Here is a 14,468-nt window from a genome sequence, read left to right on the forward strand (position 1 = left end):
GAAGCGGAAAATTGTATCACTGGCCCTGTGCCGGTGTGAACTATTGAGCCAGTCCTAGAACGGATACCGCACCCTCAGTGCCGCCTTGCGCTCGCGCTCATGCATGCCTGAGTAGCACCAGTCCAACACCTAAGCCGTGTACCGCCGGTCAAACAGCTTGGCCAGATGCATGTTGACCGATTGCGGCGTTTCCTGCACGGACAGGCCCAACTCAATGCTGGACGCTGCCGCGTGGCAGATGTAAAAGTTTCCTTGGCGCAAGCTTCCATGTGAGAAAATGCGGGCTGTCGATGTGCTGCGGAGCGAAAAATGATGTGGATAGTTGGCGCAGTCCTGCTTGTCTTGGTCGCCAGATTTTTATGGTTGGCTTTTTTTCATCGGGTCAAGGCGATGTCGCGCCAGGCCGAACTGATGAACTGGCGCGATATCGGCCGGGTGTCGAATCCTCAAGGCGGCAAGGATATATTGTTGGCGAGAAATGAGCGCGGTGCCCGCATCGACTGGCGCACGGGCGAGGTCTGGTTGATGAATCCCAAGGTAGCCGAGCCGTTTGCCGATTTTCTTGCCATCGAACGCTGGCTGACTTTGCGCGACATGCCGGTGGCGGACAAGCCGGTGCATGCCGCTCCTGCTCCTGCGGAGCCGGAACCGGCGCCTGAGCCCGGGCCCGGGCCCGTGCGCGACACCTTGCCGGCCTTCCAGCAAAAGGTCGACGCTTGCGTGGCCAAGGCCGAGGGTGGCCAGGAATTGCTGGAAACCAAGCAGGCTTTCGAGGCGGGCAGCGCTTCTTGCCTCGAGGCGTCGACGGAATTGAGCAAGACCGCGCTGGAGCTCGAAGTGTCGCCGGCGATGGTGGCCACGTTGCATATCAGCGCCTTTGCCGCCCTGGCTGAAACGGCGGGCGCCGACAAGCTCGAACGCGTAGCGGCCAGCCTGCATGCGGCGGCCAGGCAGATCCGGGCCAGCGTCGCCGCATAGCTGCGGGCAAGGCCAGACATGAAAAAACCGCTGAGTCCCTTGCAGAAGTCAGCGGTTTCTATGTATTGGTTGCGGGGACAGGATTTGAACCTGTGACCTTCGGGTTATGAGCCCGACGAGCTGCCAGACTGCTCCACCCCGCAGGCGAATTATAACCGACTTTGTTGCATTGCGAAAGGGCGCATGAAAAGCGAGGGTCTTGGGCTTGCATGAAGGCGCTGAGCATGCTGTGCCGAAAATGAAAAAACCGCTGAGTTCCTTGCGGGAATCAGCGGTTTTTATGTATTGGTTGCGGGGACAGGATTTGAACCTGTGACCTTCGGGTTATGAGCCCGACGAGCTGCCAGACTGCTCCACCCCGCAGCCGAATTATAGCGCCGTTTGCTGCAATGCGCAATGGCCTTGCAGCAGTTCTGTTATCAGGCTGCCGCGAGGCGCCACAGCGAGGTGATTTCCTTCGAGCGGGCCGCATGCAGGCTGTCCGTGGCATCTTGCGCGCGCGGGTGCGTGGGTTTCACGTCCAGGCGGTCGACGACCTTCAAGCCCGCTTGCGCTATCCATTCAAGCAATTGCGCACGCGGGCGCAGGCCCAGGTGCTCGGCCAGGTCCGACAAGATCAGCCAGCCTTCGCCGGCCGCTTCCAGGTGCTCGGCCAGGCCGGCAAGGAAACCGCGCAGCATGCGGCTGTCCGGATCGTAGACGGCATATTCGATGGGCGAGCTGGGACGTGCGGGCAGCCAGGGCGGATTGCACACGATCAGCGGTGCGCGTCCCGCAGGGAACAGGTCGGCCTGCACTACGTCGACTTTATCGAGCAAATCGAGGCGGGCCAGGTTTTCGCGCGCGCACGATAGGGCGCGCGCATCCTGGTCGGTGGCGACGATGCGTGCGACGCCGCGCTGTGCCAGCACGGCGGCCAACACACCCGTGCCGGTGCCGATATCGAACGCCAGGCTGGCGCGCGGCGGCAGGGGAGCGTCGGCCACCAAGCCCACGTATTCGCCTCGGATCGGGGCGAATACGCCGTAATGCGGATGGATGCGCTGGCCCAGGGCCGGCAGTTCCACGCCAGTGCGGCGCCATTCATGCGCGCCGATCAGGCCCAGCAGCTCGCGCAGCGAGGCGATAAACGCTTCCTCGCCGCGGCCATACGCTTCATTGCAAGCCAGTTTCACATCCGGTGCGCGGCGCAGCGCGATCGTGTAGTCGGCCTCGAAGGGCAGCAGCAGCATGGCCAGGGTGCGGGCGCGCTGCGACTGCGCCTGGCGGTGCAAATGGAACGCTTGCGTGGCCGAGGGTTCGGCTTGCACCAGCTTGGCGGCCTTGGCCTTCTTGCTGGGCTTGTCGTTCTTGTGGTCGGCACGCCGCGCCAGCGCTTGCAGCAACTGGCGCGCGTTCTGGAAGTCGCCGCGCCATAGCATGGCCGTGCCTTCGCAAGCCAGGCGGTAAGCCTGGTCGGCCGTCGTGCGGTCATCCGCGATGACGACGCGTTTGGGCGGCGGCATGCCGCTTTCCGAGCGCCAGCGGGCCGAGTGCTCGGCGCCGTTTTCGCTCCAGTGGATCTGCGGATGAACGGTAGGGGAAGAAGTGTCGGACATGGGATTCAATCGATAGAAGGTGGCGCGCGGCATGGTCGCCTGCGCAGGCCGTCTTCCATTATACGTCGCTGGCCGTGCTCTCAGCGCTGTCGGCGCCATAGGCGATGGCCAGCGCACGCGCGCGCGCCTGGTCGTCGGGCATGCTTTGCACGGGTTTTTTGGCTGTTTCGGCGCTATTGTCAGGCTGCACCAGTTTGAGCAAACGCAAGCTCAGGCTGCCCGCCAGGTCGCCCTCCTTGCCGCTGGCGCTGGCGCCATCGGATTGCTGATTGAAAATGCTGCTTTGCAATTGCTGGCCCAGCAGCTTGAACAGCTCGTGCAGATTGCCGGCGAAGGTCGTGGCGGCCAACGCTTTGGCGGGCAGCCCGGCGTCATCGGCGGTGCTTGCTTCCGGGCTTGCTTCCTGGCTTGCGCCTCGCGTTTGCTCAAGCACGCCCGCGCTGATGTTCGATTGATATTGCACTTCCAGTTCGAAGTCGAAGGTTTGGCCATCGGCCGTAGTGATCTTGCCCTTGCCGATGAAATGGGCGTTTTCATCGAGGCTGAAGGCGGCGGCGCGACTGCTGTTGCCGGCGCCCGAAACGCTGGCGCTGCCACTGCTGAAGCTGGAAGCGGCTTGCAGGTCGACCGAATCGAAAGCGATGCTGGCGCCGTCGCCGAACAGCTGGCGCGTCATGCTGGAGAGGAAATCTTGCGCTGTATCGACGGTAGCGTTGCCCAGCGCGTCCGTGCGCCGTTGCAAGCCCTTGGTCGACAGGTCCAGCGCATTGCTCGACAGGGCCACCATGTCTTGCCCTGCGCGCTGCATCAAGGGCATAGCGGCCAGGCCGGCCGTGCCGGCGCGCGGTTTTTGCAGCGCTTGCCCAGGCATGGGCGTGGCGGCAAGCTGGCGCGAGCCGGAAGCGAGGGGGGAAGCGTAGGCGGGAAGCTGGGACATGGTCGGTTCTATACGGGCTGTATATCGTCATTAACGATACTTCATTAACGACAATAATCGTCCGTACTTTAACCATTAGTGATGGTGCGACCAACTACCATCGGCCGACTCCAGGTAGGACTTGACGGCATCGGCCTGGCCCGTGGCGTGGCGCTTGAGTTCGCCGCATGCGCAAATACCCTGGTAAGGCTGGATATGCGAACAGGCGGAGACTTTTTGCAGGTAGACCTGCATGGATTTTTGACATTTGACGCACTTGAAGGTGAGGCTGCGGGCGGCTTTCATGGTTTTCCTTGAACTGTTGCGGGACGCAGGCGGTGCCTGCGCGAAGGCGGCGATTTTAACGTACTCCGGCCATCGTTACACCTTGTTGCATCTGCGCCACGCGCAGGTCAACTCAATTCGCGCCATGACGTTGAACGTCTACAGGAGGTCGTTGGACCGCCATTGAAGAGGTAGCAGCATGGAAAAGCATGACAAGCAAAAGCCTGTACCGCCGGCCAAGGAGCTGGTCAGGAAATGGTTGAAAGCGGAGCTGGAACAGCGCCGGCCCCCGCCCGACCCGGAGCAGATTCGCCGCGAACTGGGCTGGGATTTGCTCAAGCTGGGCCGCGAGTCTCTGCCTCGCTGATGGGCCGATGTGCGGGCAGCTGCGCTAGCGCACCGTCACCACGCTCTTGCCGCCGGACCCCGGCTGCACGAGGATGCGGGTGGCGATGCGCTCCGTCATTTCCTGAACGTGCGAGATGACGCCCACCTTGCGGCCCATCGCTTGCAAGCCGTCGAGCGCATCCATGGCGACGCGCAGGGTTTCCGTGTCCAGGCTGCCGAAACCCTCGTCGATGAACAGCGACTCCACGCGCACCCGGTTCGACGATAGCGAGGCCAGGCCCAGTGCCAAGGCCAGCGAGACGAGGAACGATTCGCCACCTGACAGCGAGTGTACGGAGCGTAGCTCGCCGCCCATGTCCTGGTCGCGCACCATCAGGCCGAGAGACGGATTGTTTGGATTGTCGATGCGCTCCAGTTGATAGCGGCGCGCCAAGTGGTTCAAATGCGCGTTGGCATAGCCAAGCAGCACTTCGAGCGTGAATTGCTGCGCGTAGTTACGAAATTTCTTGCCGTCGGCCGAGCCGATTAATTCATTCAGGCTGGCCCAGCGCCGTTCGATGAGGGCTTGCGCCTCGATTTGTGCCAGCATCGCCTGTGCGCTGTGGCGTCGGGCGTCATCTTGCGCGATGGCCAGGCGCAGACGCGTCGCTTCCTGGTTGGCCGCCTGGCGTTGCGTGCCAAGTGCGTCGAGCGCGCCCAGCAGCGTGGCCTCGTCCGTTTCTAGTGCTTCCGGTGGCCGCTCCAGGTGGGCCGCATGCTGCTGCTGGCGTTCGGCCAGCACCGACAGTGCCGCCGTGTGGCGGTCGGCGATCCATTGCAGGGCTTCGCGTTCGGCGCGCATGGCTTCCGGCGTGATGGCCAGATGTGCATGCAAGGCGGCCATGTCGGCGGGCGCATGGGCCCGATGGGCAAGCTGGAACTGGCGCAGCCAATCTTCCAGCGCCGCTGCTGCCGCGCTGTCTTGCCGGCGCAAGGTATCGAGGCGCAGGGCCGTTTGCGCGCACGCCTCATCGAGCCGCGCGCGCGCCTGGCTCGCTGCCTGCGCCGCCGCTTGCTGCTGCGCCAGCTCAGTTCTTGCGCGCGCGACGGCGCTTGCCAGCGTGCTTTCCACTTCGGCCACGGGCTGACCACCCCACAATGCCGCGCGCTGCGCTTGCAGCGCTTTTAGCTGCACATCGAGGGCCGCGTATGCGCCATGCGCGTCCAGTGCCAGTTGCTGCGTCGTGCGTGCGGCGGCATTGGCCGCGTCCAGCTGCACTGCCAGCGTGGTCAGAGCATGGCTGCGGCTGTCCTGGTCCGCCTGCTGTTTCAGCCATTGCCGGCTTTCCGTTTCGCGCGCCGCGCGGAAGGCGGCAGGGCCGGCGCGCCAGCCATCTTTCCAGTCTTCGGCGCCATCCGTGTCGGCAAAGGCGGCATCGAGCTGTGCCAGCAAGCCATCGAGGGCGCTGCGCGAGGTCTGCGCCCTGTCCTTGTTTGCCGCCTGCTGCGTTCGCAACTGCGCCAGCCGTGTTTGCGTCTCAGTGACGGCGGCCGTCAGGCGCGCGTGCTCCGCACCGGCCAGTTCGTGCGCCACCTGTGCTTGCTCGCGCCGCGCGCTGGCCTCGCGCAACGCCGCCTCCTGCAGCGCCAGCGCCTGCAAGCGTGCCGCATTGGCCGCCAACTGCTGCGTGAACCAGTGCGCGCGCCCGGCTTCTGGCGGCAGTTGCAGTGTCTCGTCATGCGGCCGCCATTGTGCTTCCAGGGCGGCGATGGCGGGCGGCAGGGCTGCCAGTTCGGCTGCTGTTTGCGCCTGCTCACGCGCATAGCCGGCCAGCGCCGCCCTGTGCGTGGCCAGCTGCTCCAGATTGCTGCGCGCCTGCGTGCGGCAGGCCAGTACTTCATCTTGCAAGCTGGCCAGCATTGCTTGCAAAGGGTGATTGCCATGCTGCGTGTACGGGTGTTCGAGTGCGCCGCACACGGGGCAGGGCTGTTCTTCCTGCAGGGTCGCGCGCAGTTGTTCGACGCTTGCCGCGCATGCCGCTTCGGCACCCTTCAAGGATTTTTCCGCCTGCGCCAGGCCCGCTTCCAGCTGCGCCGTCCGCGCAGCTTGCGCCGCTAGCGCCGTGTCTTCCGCCAGCGCCGCCTGCGCCAGTTGGGCCGCCCTGGCTTGTCCGTGCGCCAGTTCCTGCCGCTTGCGCGCCAGCTCCGTCCACGTCTTTTCCGCCGTATTCAACTGGCGCGCATGCTCTTCGAGCTGGCCACGCTGTTGCTGCAGCAGCTGTCCATCGATCGCTTGTACGGCGCCAGCGGCTGCGCGCCGCTCGGCATCGCGCGTAGCCAGCGCCGCTGCGGCAGCGGCCAGCGCGGCCTGCTCTTGCTGCGCCGCATCGGTGGCGTGGCGTAGCCGCTGCGTCGATTCGGCCACGCTGGCGTCGGCCGCATCGGCTTGCGCGGCGACCTGGCCTGCCTGGGCGAATAGCTGGTCTGATAATTGCCATGACGTGGCCAGTGCCTGCCAGTGCTGGTGCGCCGTCAGCCACAGACGGCCCGTGTCCTGCTCCGCCTGCACGGCGTGCTGGCGCTGCTGCACTGCCAGTAGCGCGCCGCGTGCCGACTCGTTGGCCTGGTCTGCTGCCTGCGCCGCGTCGCTGGCCTGGCGGTGCGCGGGCAAGCGGGCGCGAATGCCGGCATCGAGCGCCTTGGCATTGTCGAGTTGTGGCGCCGCATCGCGTTGCGCCGCTTCCTTGGCCTGCAAGGCCGCCGCCGCCAGCTGCAAGGCCTGCGCCAGTTGCGCCTCGGCAGCGACGGCTAGCGTCGCCTGCCCGTGCGACGCTTCCAGCGCGGCGCCGGTACCGGCGATCTCGCTGGCCAGGCGCGCCACGTCGTCGATCAGGGCGCGCGCCGGCTGCAGCAATTCCCACTGCGCCAGCGCCGTGCGGCGTGCTTCTGCGGCGGCGTGTTCGGCAGCCGCATTGCCCAGCGCCTCCTGCGCCGCTGTCACCTGGGTTTGCAGCTTGTGCGTCTCCTGGTGCCAGCGCTGCTGCAGTTCCAGTACCGCCTTGCGCTGGTCGATGTGTTGCAGGCTGCTCTCGGCAGCACTGCATAGCGCCTCGCTGTCGGTTCGCTCTTGCGGCGACAGGGGGCGCTGGTCGGCCAGCTTTTCGCCCAGGCGTTCGAGGATCTGTTTTTCCTTCTTTGCCCGCTCGAAGGCGCGCATGGAAATGTCGCTATAGATGCTGCTGCCCGTCAGGGTTTCCAGCAATTCTCCGCGGTCATTATCTTCCGTCTTGAGGAAGGTGGAAAATTCGTTTTGCGCCAGCAGTACGGCGCGCGTGAACTGCTCGAACGACAGGCCGATGCGTTTTTCGATCTCTTCCTTGACTTCCGTCTTGGTGCCGCCGATCGCTTGCAGCGCGGGTAACTGGTGCAAGCTCATGGCGGTCGCCTGCAGCGCTCCTTCGGCTCTGGTGCGCGAGCGACGCACGCTCCAGCGCGCGCGGTAGTGAGCACCATCGTTGCCGACGAAGTCCACTTGCGCATAAGCGTCCGGCGTGCCGCGACGCAGCAGGGTGCGCGTATCCTGGGCGTTCACGGTTTCCTTGCCCACGTCGGGCAGCGCGCTGCCCCGGCCCAGCACCTTCAGCAGGCGCGGCGTGGCGTCATACAGGGCCAGGCACAGCGCGTCGAGCAGGGTGCTTTTGCCCGCGCCCGTGGGGCCGCTGATGGCGAACAGACCGCTAGACGCCAGTGGTTCTTGCTGGAAGTCGACTTCAAATTCGCCGGCCAGCGAGGCCAGGTTCTTACCGCTGATTTTCAGGATTTTCATGGTTCTTCAGGAGCGAAAAGGTCAGGCGCCGGGCAATAGCAGTTCGGCCAGGGCCGAAAGGAGTTCGGGCGGCGCTTCCTTGCCGTATTTTTGCAAGTACAGGCGGCGGAAAATGTCGTCGGGCTGCAACTGGCCCAATTGGTCGAGCGTCATGCTTTGCGTAGCGCTGCTGCGTGCGGCGCTCGAGGTTTCGATCTTCGCCAGACGCACGCTCTTGCCGTCGAGCGCGGTCTCGATGCGCGCGCGCAGGCCCGGTTCGGGCGCGTCCAGGCGCACGCGCACTTCGAGAAATGGCTGCTCTTGTGCCGGTGCAGCGGGCACGTCGAGCGCGCCCAGTTGCGCCAGCACTTCGGCTATGCTTGCTGGCGTGGCCGGCACGCGCAAGAGCGGCACGGCGCGCGGCACCTCGATGGCGCGTACGCACTGCAGCATTTCGCCGTCGATATCGAGGCACAGCACCTGGTGGCGGTAATTGACTTCCGCGAACGATAGGGGTATCGGGCTGCCGCAGTAGCGGATGTGTTCCTGCCCGCCGACGGCCTGCGCCTTGTGCAGGTGGCCCAGCGCCGCGTAGGCGATGCAGGCGTCGAAGATCCCTGACGGCAGCATCTCGGTGCCGCCGATGACGATGCGGCGTTCGGAATCGTTCGACATTTCGCCGCCCACCATGTGGCAATGGCCCATGGCAAGGATGGCTTGCCCGGGCTGGCGGCGCGCCAGCGCCAGGTCCGTCAACTGACGGTACAGCAGGGCGATGCCGCCCAGGTAGGCATCCTGGGTATCGCCGGTCGGCAGCTTGGGCACGTCGCCGGGGCGCAGGAAGGGCACGGTCAGGCACCAGGCCTGTACTTTTCCGTCGGCGCCGGGCAAGGGCAGCAGCAGGCGTTCCAGGTCGATATTGCCAGCTTCATCGCGCAGCAGGTGGCCAATCACGTGCGTGCCATGCGCTGCCAGCAGGGGGGCGGGCGCTTCGAGCCGTCCGGCAGAATCGTGGTTGCCGGCGACGATGACCAGTTGCAGCGCGGGCAGGCGTGCGCGTGCCTGCTGCAGGAACACGTACAGCTGCTTTTGCGAGGCTGCCGATGGGTTGGCGTTGTCGAACACGTCACCCGCTACCAGCAGTACGTCGATGCGTTCGGTGACGAGCGTGTCGAGCAGCCAGTCGAGGAAGCGCTGGTGTTCGTAGCCCCGTTCATGATTGTGCAGGGTCTGGCCCAGATGCCAGTCGGAGGTGTGCAGCAGGCGCATGGTGTGGCAAGGGTAGGGAAGACAGGCGCCAATATAGCAGGAATGATAGGGGGCAGACTCGCGCGCTGCGCCAGCGGCCATATCAAGTAGTCAGCACGCCAGCCCTGTAGGTATTGCGCCCATCCTGCTTGGCCTGGTATAGCAGGACGTCGGCGCGTTGCAGCAGCACGGCGGGAGAAATATCTTCGTCGCGATAAAAGGCCAGGCCGATGCTGGCGGAAATGCGCACGGTGATGCCATCGAGTTCGAACGGCTGCTGCATGGCTGCGACGATCTTTTCCGCCAGCACGACGGCGTCGTACGGCCGGGCGATCTGTTCCATGACGATGGTGAATTCGTCGCCGCCCAGGCGGGCGACGATGTCGGTGACGCGCATGGTCTGCGTCAGGCGCTGGGCGAAGGCACGCAGCAGGGCGTCGCCGGTGCCGTGGCCATGTGTATCGTTGACGTGCTTGAAGTGGTCGATATCCATGTACATGACGGCCATCAGGTGCTGTTGCTGGCGGCTGGCGTGCATGGCGTCGCTGAGTTTTTGCTGGAAGCCGGCACGGTTCGACAAGCCGGTCAGGGCATCGACCTGGGCCAGCTTCAGCAAGCGCTGTTTCTCGCGCTTTTGCACGGTAATATCCTGGCGCATGACATGAAAACCGACCACTTGCAGCTTGTCTTCGCCGATCTGCGGAATGTAGATCACTTCCATGCAACTCTCGATGCCTTCCTTTTGATCTTCTTCCTCGAAGCTCAACGTTTCACCGGCCAGCACGCGCGCGATATACGGCGCAATTGTGCGGTAGCGTGCCTCGCCGACGGTCTCGCGCACGCTGCGGCCCAGCGCCTGCCGTCCCGTCAGGCCGAATTCACGCTCATAGGCGATGTTCAGGAAGCGGTAGACCTGGTCCGCGTCGATGTATGCGATCATGGCCGGCAAGGTGTCGGCGATGGTGCGCAGGCGCGCTTCGCTTTCCAGCAGCGCCACTTCCGATTCGCGCAAGGTGGTGATGTCGTCCAGGCTGCCCACGTAGCCTTCGATCTGGTCATCGATGAGGATGGGGGCGATCTTCACGGAGACCCAGACCAGCTTGCCATGGCGTTGCAGGCAGCGCAAGGTCGCCTGGAACGGCGCCTGGGTGCGCGTGAGTTGTTCCAGCGCCACGTGCAGCAGCGGATAGTCGTCCGGGTGCACGGCGCTGCTCCAGCCGGCGCCCAGGGCGGCGGCGCGCGGCAGACCCGTGATCGATTCGAAGGTGCGGTTGACGTAGGTGCAGCGGCGTTGGCGATCCATGCGCACCAGACCGAGCGGCGAGGCGTCGTTGACGGCGGTCAGTTCGGCCTGTTTCTGGCGCAGTTGCAGTTCCTGCTGGCGGCGCTGCGAGATATCCTCGGCGATGCACAGGATATGTTCGATCTGCTGTTGTTCGTCGAACACGGGCACGGAGACGCAACGCAGGTAGTGCAGGCTGCCATCGGCCAGGCGCAACGGTTTTTCCGTGCGGTCGATGACGCCGCGCTCGGCCAGGATGGCGCGATCGTCCTCGGCATCGTGCAGGCCGAAGTCGGGCGGGAAGGCCTGGCAATCGGTCTTGCCGATGACGTCGTTGGCCAGGTGGCCGGTAATATCTTCGGCCGCTTTGTTCCACACCTCCATCTGGCCGAAATTTTCGGGGCGTGCGCTTTTCACGTAGACCAGCACCGGCAAATGGTCAATCAGCGACTGCAGGAAGCTGCGGTTGTCCTGCAGCGCCAGTTCGTCGTGCTTGCGCGCGCTGATGTCGCGCGAGGTGACGGCCACGCCGTCGGTGATCGGCACCACTTGGTGGCGCAGCCAGCGCGTGCCGCCCGAGGCCAGCGTCAGTTCGAATTCATCCTCCATCGGCTGACCCGTTTCCATCACCTGCACGAAACACTTGAAGAAACGCTCGTCACGCAGCAGCGGCACCTGTTGCAGTACACGCTGGCCCAGCAGTTCGCAGCGTGGCTTGCCCAGCATGTCGGCGGCCCGCTCGTTGACGTCGGCGAAGATGAAGTCTGCCACCGGCTTGCCCGGCGCGGCGCGCCAGGCCTTCAGCAGCAGTACGGAGTCGAGGCTAGCCTGGTGCGCCGCGCGCAGCAAGGCTTGCGCTTCCGTGGCCTGGCGGATGCTGTGGCGCAGGCGGGCGCCCTGGCGCATCAGCAGGGCCGTAAAGCCCACGATGAGCACGCTGGCGGCGAGCAGCGCATAAATATACGTCAGGCGGCGATGTTCGAAGCGCGCCAGGGCGCCAGCACGGCTGACGCCTACCACGGCCAGCAGCGGGAAACGTGGTAGTTCGCGGTAGCTGTAGATGCGCGCTGTTGTGTCGACGGGTGGATCGAGCAGCAATTCTTCGCTCGCCTGCTGGAGTGTATCGGGCTTGCGCAAGACGATGTGCTCGCTGCGGAACCATTGCTCGCCGATGCGTCCTACCGTCAGGCCGCTATCGCGCGCCACCAACATCAGTGCGCCCTGTTCGTCGAGGTTCAGCCGGTCATAATCGTCGACAAAATAGGTGGGGTCGACATGGATAATGATGGCGCCGGCAAAGCGGCCCTGCGCATCGTTCAGGCGGCGTACCAAACGGATGGTCCAGTGCTTGCTGCCGGCATCGAGCATGGGCGTGTCGACCAGGGCCGTATCGGACGAATTGACGGCCAGCGCCCGGAAAAATGCCTGCTTGGCCAGGTTTTCCGAAAAATACGCGTTGGCGCTGTCGATCACACGGCCTTGTGCGTCGATCAGGGCAATCGGCAGTGCCAGCTTCAATGGCAACACGCTGTCGAGCAGGCCCCGCCGGCGCATGAATTCATTCAGGCGCAGGCCGCCATTCGATTCCTCGTACTTCAGCTTGAACAATTGCGTGGCATGATCGGCCTGGCGCAGCGTGAAACTGGTATGGTCGGCGAGAGTGCGCGTCAGCGACTGACTGGCGGCCACGGCGTCGCGTACGGCGCTGGCGCGATCCTCGCTCACATGGTAGTAGACGGCCGTCCACAGCACCAGCAGCAAGACGAGCGCGAACAGGGGCACCAGGCTGATAAGGTACAGGCGGCGCGCAAGTCGTTGCAGGGGTCTGGTTATCGCTATCACGGGCGCTAGCAGGCTTGATTCATTGAAAAGGGGAACGTGGAGCAGTTGCATGGCGCAGATGAGGTCCGATCGGCTTTTTTCGCGGCGCCCTGTTACTGTCTCCATCGTCCGTTTATAGTCTGTCGCTGATTCTATTTTGCGTTAATTCTGCGATAAATCAAATATGCGCGTCGCTGCACAGGCGAAAAACAGGCGCCGCGCTGGTGGCACGGGCATTGAGAGTGGCAGAAAAAGTACAATTGGCCCTGCATCGTCATTAAAATGCGGATTCATTCCTTCCATATCGAAAGTTGTCATGCAAAGTAAAAAGCCCGACGCGGCAAGACTGGACAAGATCGTGGCTGAAGCGCGCCGTGCCGCCGACCAGCGCGAGAGCGGCTACCGCGAGCGCTCGCTAAAGATGTATCCGTGGGTGTGCGGCCGCTGCACGCGCGAATTCACGCGTGCCAACGTACAGCAACTGACGGTGCACCACCGCGACCATAATCACGACAATAATCCGCCCGACGGCAGTAATTGGGAATTGCTGTGCCTATATTGCCACGACAATGAGCACTCGCGCTATCTGGAAGCGGACCGTGGCGCCGGCTTGCTGTCAGCCGAGGTGGCGCCCGCCACGCACAATCCGTTCGCCGCACTGGCTGGCCTGATCAAGAAGAAGGACTGAACCGGTCGCTGGCTGCCCCTCCCATGCGCATGTGGTGACCTAAGCTGGGCGCGAATGCGCTGCGCTTGCCTGTCGTCGGTTGCGTTTGCGGCATCGTGCGCCTGGACCGCGTGCAGTTGGCGGGCAAGCCGAGAGCGATAAAACGTGCAAGTACCACGTGCAATGCGGTATCTTTCAGCTATGCACAGCCCAGACCATCATATTTCTCTCGACCTTTCTCTTTTATCGCTAGCTGCCGCGCGCGCCTGGCACCGGGGCGCCGAGGCGCACCGTTCGCATGGGCGCGTCGAGATCAAGTCGCTGGCGCTGGAGGAGGGCGTGCGCCTTAATTACCGCCTGGTGCAGGACGTGGCCGGCGCCGTGCAGCGCCTGGCGCACTGGCATGCCTGCCCGAATATTGATATTGCGCAAGCACGGCCGGGGCTATTCGGCGCGCAGCTGGCCGAGGCCCTGTACGACAGTGGCGCTAGCGCAAGGCGGGCCGCATGATGCTGCCACCGGCTCCTTCCCACCTGCTCGACGCTAATGGCGTTCCATGCTTAGGTCGCTACACGGGCCAATTGGATGCATTCGACTGGGCCGCGCTGGCGCCGCCGTACGCGCGCGGCGCATTCTGGCGCTTGTTTCACCACAAGCGCTGGCATTACGTGGCCCTGTCGACGCCGACCCTGTTCTGTGGCGTGGCCATCGTCGACCTCGGTTGGACCAGCACGGCGTTCGCGTATGCCTTCGACCGCCACAAGGGCAAGATCGTGGCTGCCTTTTCGCAGGACGGCGTGCCGGGCCTCTGCGCCTCCGTGGCGCCGCACGCTGCTGCCAGCAGCCGTTTCCGCTTCCTGGCACACAGCATCGCCATCGAGGCGCAACCGCAGCAGCGTTTCCGCCTGCAGCTCGATTGTGGCCATTTCGGCATCGACGCGCAATTCGGCCCGCCTGTGGCGCCTATCCTGTTGGCGATCGGGCCGGTGGCCGAGGGTGGCAGCGTGCATGCGACGCAAAAATCGGGCGGCCTGCCCTTGTCGGGCAGCGTGCGTTGCGGCGCCCTGGGCTACAGCCTGGATGATGGCGTGGCCAGCTTCGACTATTCGAACGGCTTGCTGGCACGCGAGACGGAATGGCGCTGGGCTTCGGCGCATAGTCTGGAGCTGGGTTTCAATCTGCAGGCCGGTTATTTTGGCGCGCATGAAAACGCGCTGTGGCTCGATGGCCAGCTGTATGCGCTGGGCCGCGCGCATTTCGACTTCAACCCCGACAACCCGCTGGCGCCTTGGCACGTGTGGACGGACGACGATTTATTGGACTTGCACTTCAAGCCGGAAGGGGCGCGGCGCGAGGATAAGAATCTGTGGCTCGCCGCCAGCCGCTACATCCAGCCTATCGGCACCTTCAGCGGCTGGGTGCGTGCCAGCGCGGATTGTCCCAAGCGCATCGTGGCACAACTGGCGGGCGTGACGGAAAGCCATCGTTCGCGCTGGTAGGCGCATGGTTTTTTGCGAAACGCACCATGCGGTCAAGTTTTT

Annotated in this window: 12 protein-coding genes and 2 tRNA genes; 5 read left to right on the top strand and 9 right to left on the bottom strand. The window is 64.3% G+C overall.

Annotated elements, in window-relative coordinates; genetic code table 11:
- Nucleotides 1–129: 129 nt before the first annotated feature.
- Entirely contained in the window at nucleotides 130–261 is a 132-nt protein-coding gene (locus tag H4V96_RS07250; protein ID WP_280720823.1) for a hypothetical protein, read from the bottom strand.
- A gap of 102 nt (nucleotides 262–363) precedes the next feature.
- Between H4V96_RS07250 and H4V96_RS07255 the strand changes: the two genes are divergently transcribed.
- Nucleotides 364–978 (top strand): hypothetical protein, encoded by a 615-nt coding sequence (locus H4V96_RS07255; protein ID WP_196856813.1) that lies wholly within the window; start codon nucleotides 364–366, stop codon nucleotides 976–978.
- Between the two features lie 66 nt (nucleotides 979–1,044).
- Here the strand turns inward: H4V96_RS07255 and H4V96_RS07260 are convergent.
- The 5 genes from H4V96_RS07260 to H4V96_RS07280 form a co-directional block, all read right to left on the bottom strand.
- Nucleotides 1,045–1,121 (bottom strand) — tRNA-Met (locus H4V96_RS07260).
- Between the two features lie 143 nt (nucleotides 1,122–1,264).
- Nucleotides 1,265–1,341: transfer RNA gene (locus tag H4V96_RS07265), tRNA-Met, on the bottom strand.
- Between the two features lie 56 nt (nucleotides 1,342–1,397).
- On the bottom strand, nucleotides 1,398–2,609 hold the full coding sequence (locus H4V96_RS07270) for a class I SAM-dependent methyltransferase (protein WP_128089323.1): 1,212 nt from the start codon (nucleotides 2,607–2,609) through the stop codon (nucleotides 1,398–1,400).
- 25 nt (nucleotides 2,610–2,634) lie between these two features.
- Nucleotides 2,635–3,513: a hypothetical protein gene (locus H4V96_RS07275; RefSeq protein WP_196856814.1), complete on the bottom strand. Its 879-nt coding sequence runs from the start codon at nucleotides 3,511–3,513 to the stop codon at nucleotides 2,635–2,637.
- A gap of 75 nt (nucleotides 3,514–3,588) precedes the next feature.
- A complete protein-coding gene (locus H4V96_RS07280; protein WP_010396752.1) occupies nucleotides 3,589–3,798 on the bottom strand; it encodes a hypothetical protein in 210 nt (69 codons plus the stop codon).
- Between the two features lie 178 nt (nucleotides 3,799–3,976).
- Between H4V96_RS07280 and H4V96_RS07285 the strand changes: the two genes are divergently transcribed.
- The gene (locus H4V96_RS07285) at nucleotides 3,977–4,144 is read left to right on the top strand and encodes a hypothetical protein (protein ID WP_193365523.1); all 168 of its coding nucleotides are present in this window, start codon (nucleotides 3,977–3,979) and stop codon (nucleotides 4,142–4,144) included.
- A gap of 24 nt (nucleotides 4,145–4,168) precedes the next feature.
- On the opposite strand, the gene H4V96_RS07290 is transcribed toward H4V96_RS07285, so the two are convergent.
- The 3 genes from H4V96_RS07290 to H4V96_RS07300 all read right to left on the bottom strand — a co-directional run bounded on the left by H4V96_RS07290 (nucleotide 4,169) and on the right by H4V96_RS07300 (nucleotide 12,281).
- Nucleotides 4,169–7,930, bottom strand: a complete 3,762-nt coding sequence (locus tag H4V96_RS07290; RefSeq protein WP_196856815.1) for an AAA family ATPase — start codon at nucleotides 7,928–7,930, stop codon at nucleotides 4,169–4,171.
- Between the two features lie 21 nt (nucleotides 7,931–7,951).
- On the bottom strand, nucleotides 7,952–9,178 hold the full coding sequence (locus tag H4V96_RS07295) for an exonuclease SbcCD subunit D C-terminal domain-containing protein (protein WP_196856816.1): 1,227 nt from the start codon (nucleotides 9,176–9,178) through the stop codon (nucleotides 7,952–7,954).
- Between the two features lie 82 nt (nucleotides 9,179–9,260).
- Nucleotides 9,261–12,281 (bottom strand): PAS domain S-box protein, encoded by a 3,021-nt coding sequence (locus H4V96_RS07300; protein WP_280720824.1) that lies wholly within the window; start codon nucleotides 12,279–12,281, stop codon nucleotides 9,261–9,263.
- Between the two features lie 295 nt (nucleotides 12,282–12,576).
- On the opposite strand from H4V96_RS07300, the gene H4V96_RS07305 reads away from it, so the two are divergent.
- The 3 genes from H4V96_RS07305 (at nucleotide 12,577) to H4V96_RS07315 (ending at nucleotide 14,426) form a co-directional block, all read left to right on the top strand.
- Nucleotides 12,577–12,948, top strand: coding sequence for a YajD family HNH nuclease (locus tag H4V96_RS07305; RefSeq protein ID WP_010396763.1), 372 nt, complete (start codon nucleotides 12,577–12,579; stop codon nucleotides 12,946–12,948).
- 180 nt (nucleotides 12,949–13,128) lie between these two features.
- Nucleotides 13,129–13,437: a hypothetical protein gene (locus tag H4V96_RS07310; protein ID WP_196856817.1), complete on the top strand. Its 309-nt coding sequence runs from the start codon at nucleotides 13,129–13,131 to the stop codon at nucleotides 13,435–13,437.
- On the top strand, nucleotides 13,434–14,426 hold the full coding sequence (locus H4V96_RS07315) for a DUF2804 domain-containing protein (protein ID WP_196856818.1): 993 nt from the start codon (nucleotides 13,434–13,436) through the stop codon (nucleotides 14,424–14,426). The genes H4V96_RS07310 and H4V96_RS07315 overlap by 4 nt, the downstream gene beginning before the upstream one ends.
- Nucleotides 14,427–14,468: the final 42 nt, after the last annotated feature.

It is taken from the genome of Janthinobacterium sp. CG_23.4 (genome assembly GCF_029892305.1).
GTDB classification, from domain to species: domain Bacteria; phylum Pseudomonadota; class Gammaproteobacteria; order Burkholderiales; family Burkholderiaceae_D; genus Janthinobacterium; species Janthinobacterium lividum_D.

Coding starts and splice junctions, on each gene's coding strand:
- H4V96_RS07270 (WP_128089323.1), bottom strand. CDS start 2,609: ATGCCGCGCGCCACCTTCTATCGATTGAATCCCATGTCCGACACTTCT.
- H4V96_RS07280 (WP_010396752.1), bottom strand. CDS start 3,798: ATGAAAGCCGCCCGCAGCCTCACCTTCAAGTGCGTCAAATGTCAAAAA.
- H4V96_RS07290 (WP_196856815.1), bottom strand. CDS start 7,930: ATGAAAATCCTGAAAATCAGCGGTAAGAACCTGGCCTCGCTGGCCGGC.
- H4V96_RS07275 (WP_196856814.1), bottom strand. CDS start 3,513: ATGTCCCAGCTTCCCGCCTACGCTTCCCCCCTCGCTTCCGGCTCGCGC.
- H4V96_RS07315 (WP_196856818.1), top strand. CDS start 13,434: ATGATGCTGCCACCGGCTCCTTCCCACCTGCTCGACGCTAATGGCGTT.
- H4V96_RS07310 (WP_196856817.1), top strand. CDS start 13,129: ATGCACAGCCCAGACCATCATATTTCTCTCGACCTTTCTCTTTTATCG.
- H4V96_RS07285 (WP_193365523.1), top strand. CDS start 3,977: ATGGAAAAGCATGACAAGCAAAAGCCTGTACCGCCGGCCAAGGAGCTG.
- H4V96_RS07295 (WP_196856816.1), bottom strand. CDS start 9,178: ATGCGCCTGCTGCACACCTCCGACTGGCATCTGGGCCAGACCCTGCAC.
- H4V96_RS07305 (WP_010396763.1), top strand. CDS start 12,577: ATGCAAAGTAAAAAGCCCGACGCGGCAAGACTGGACAAGATCGTGGCT.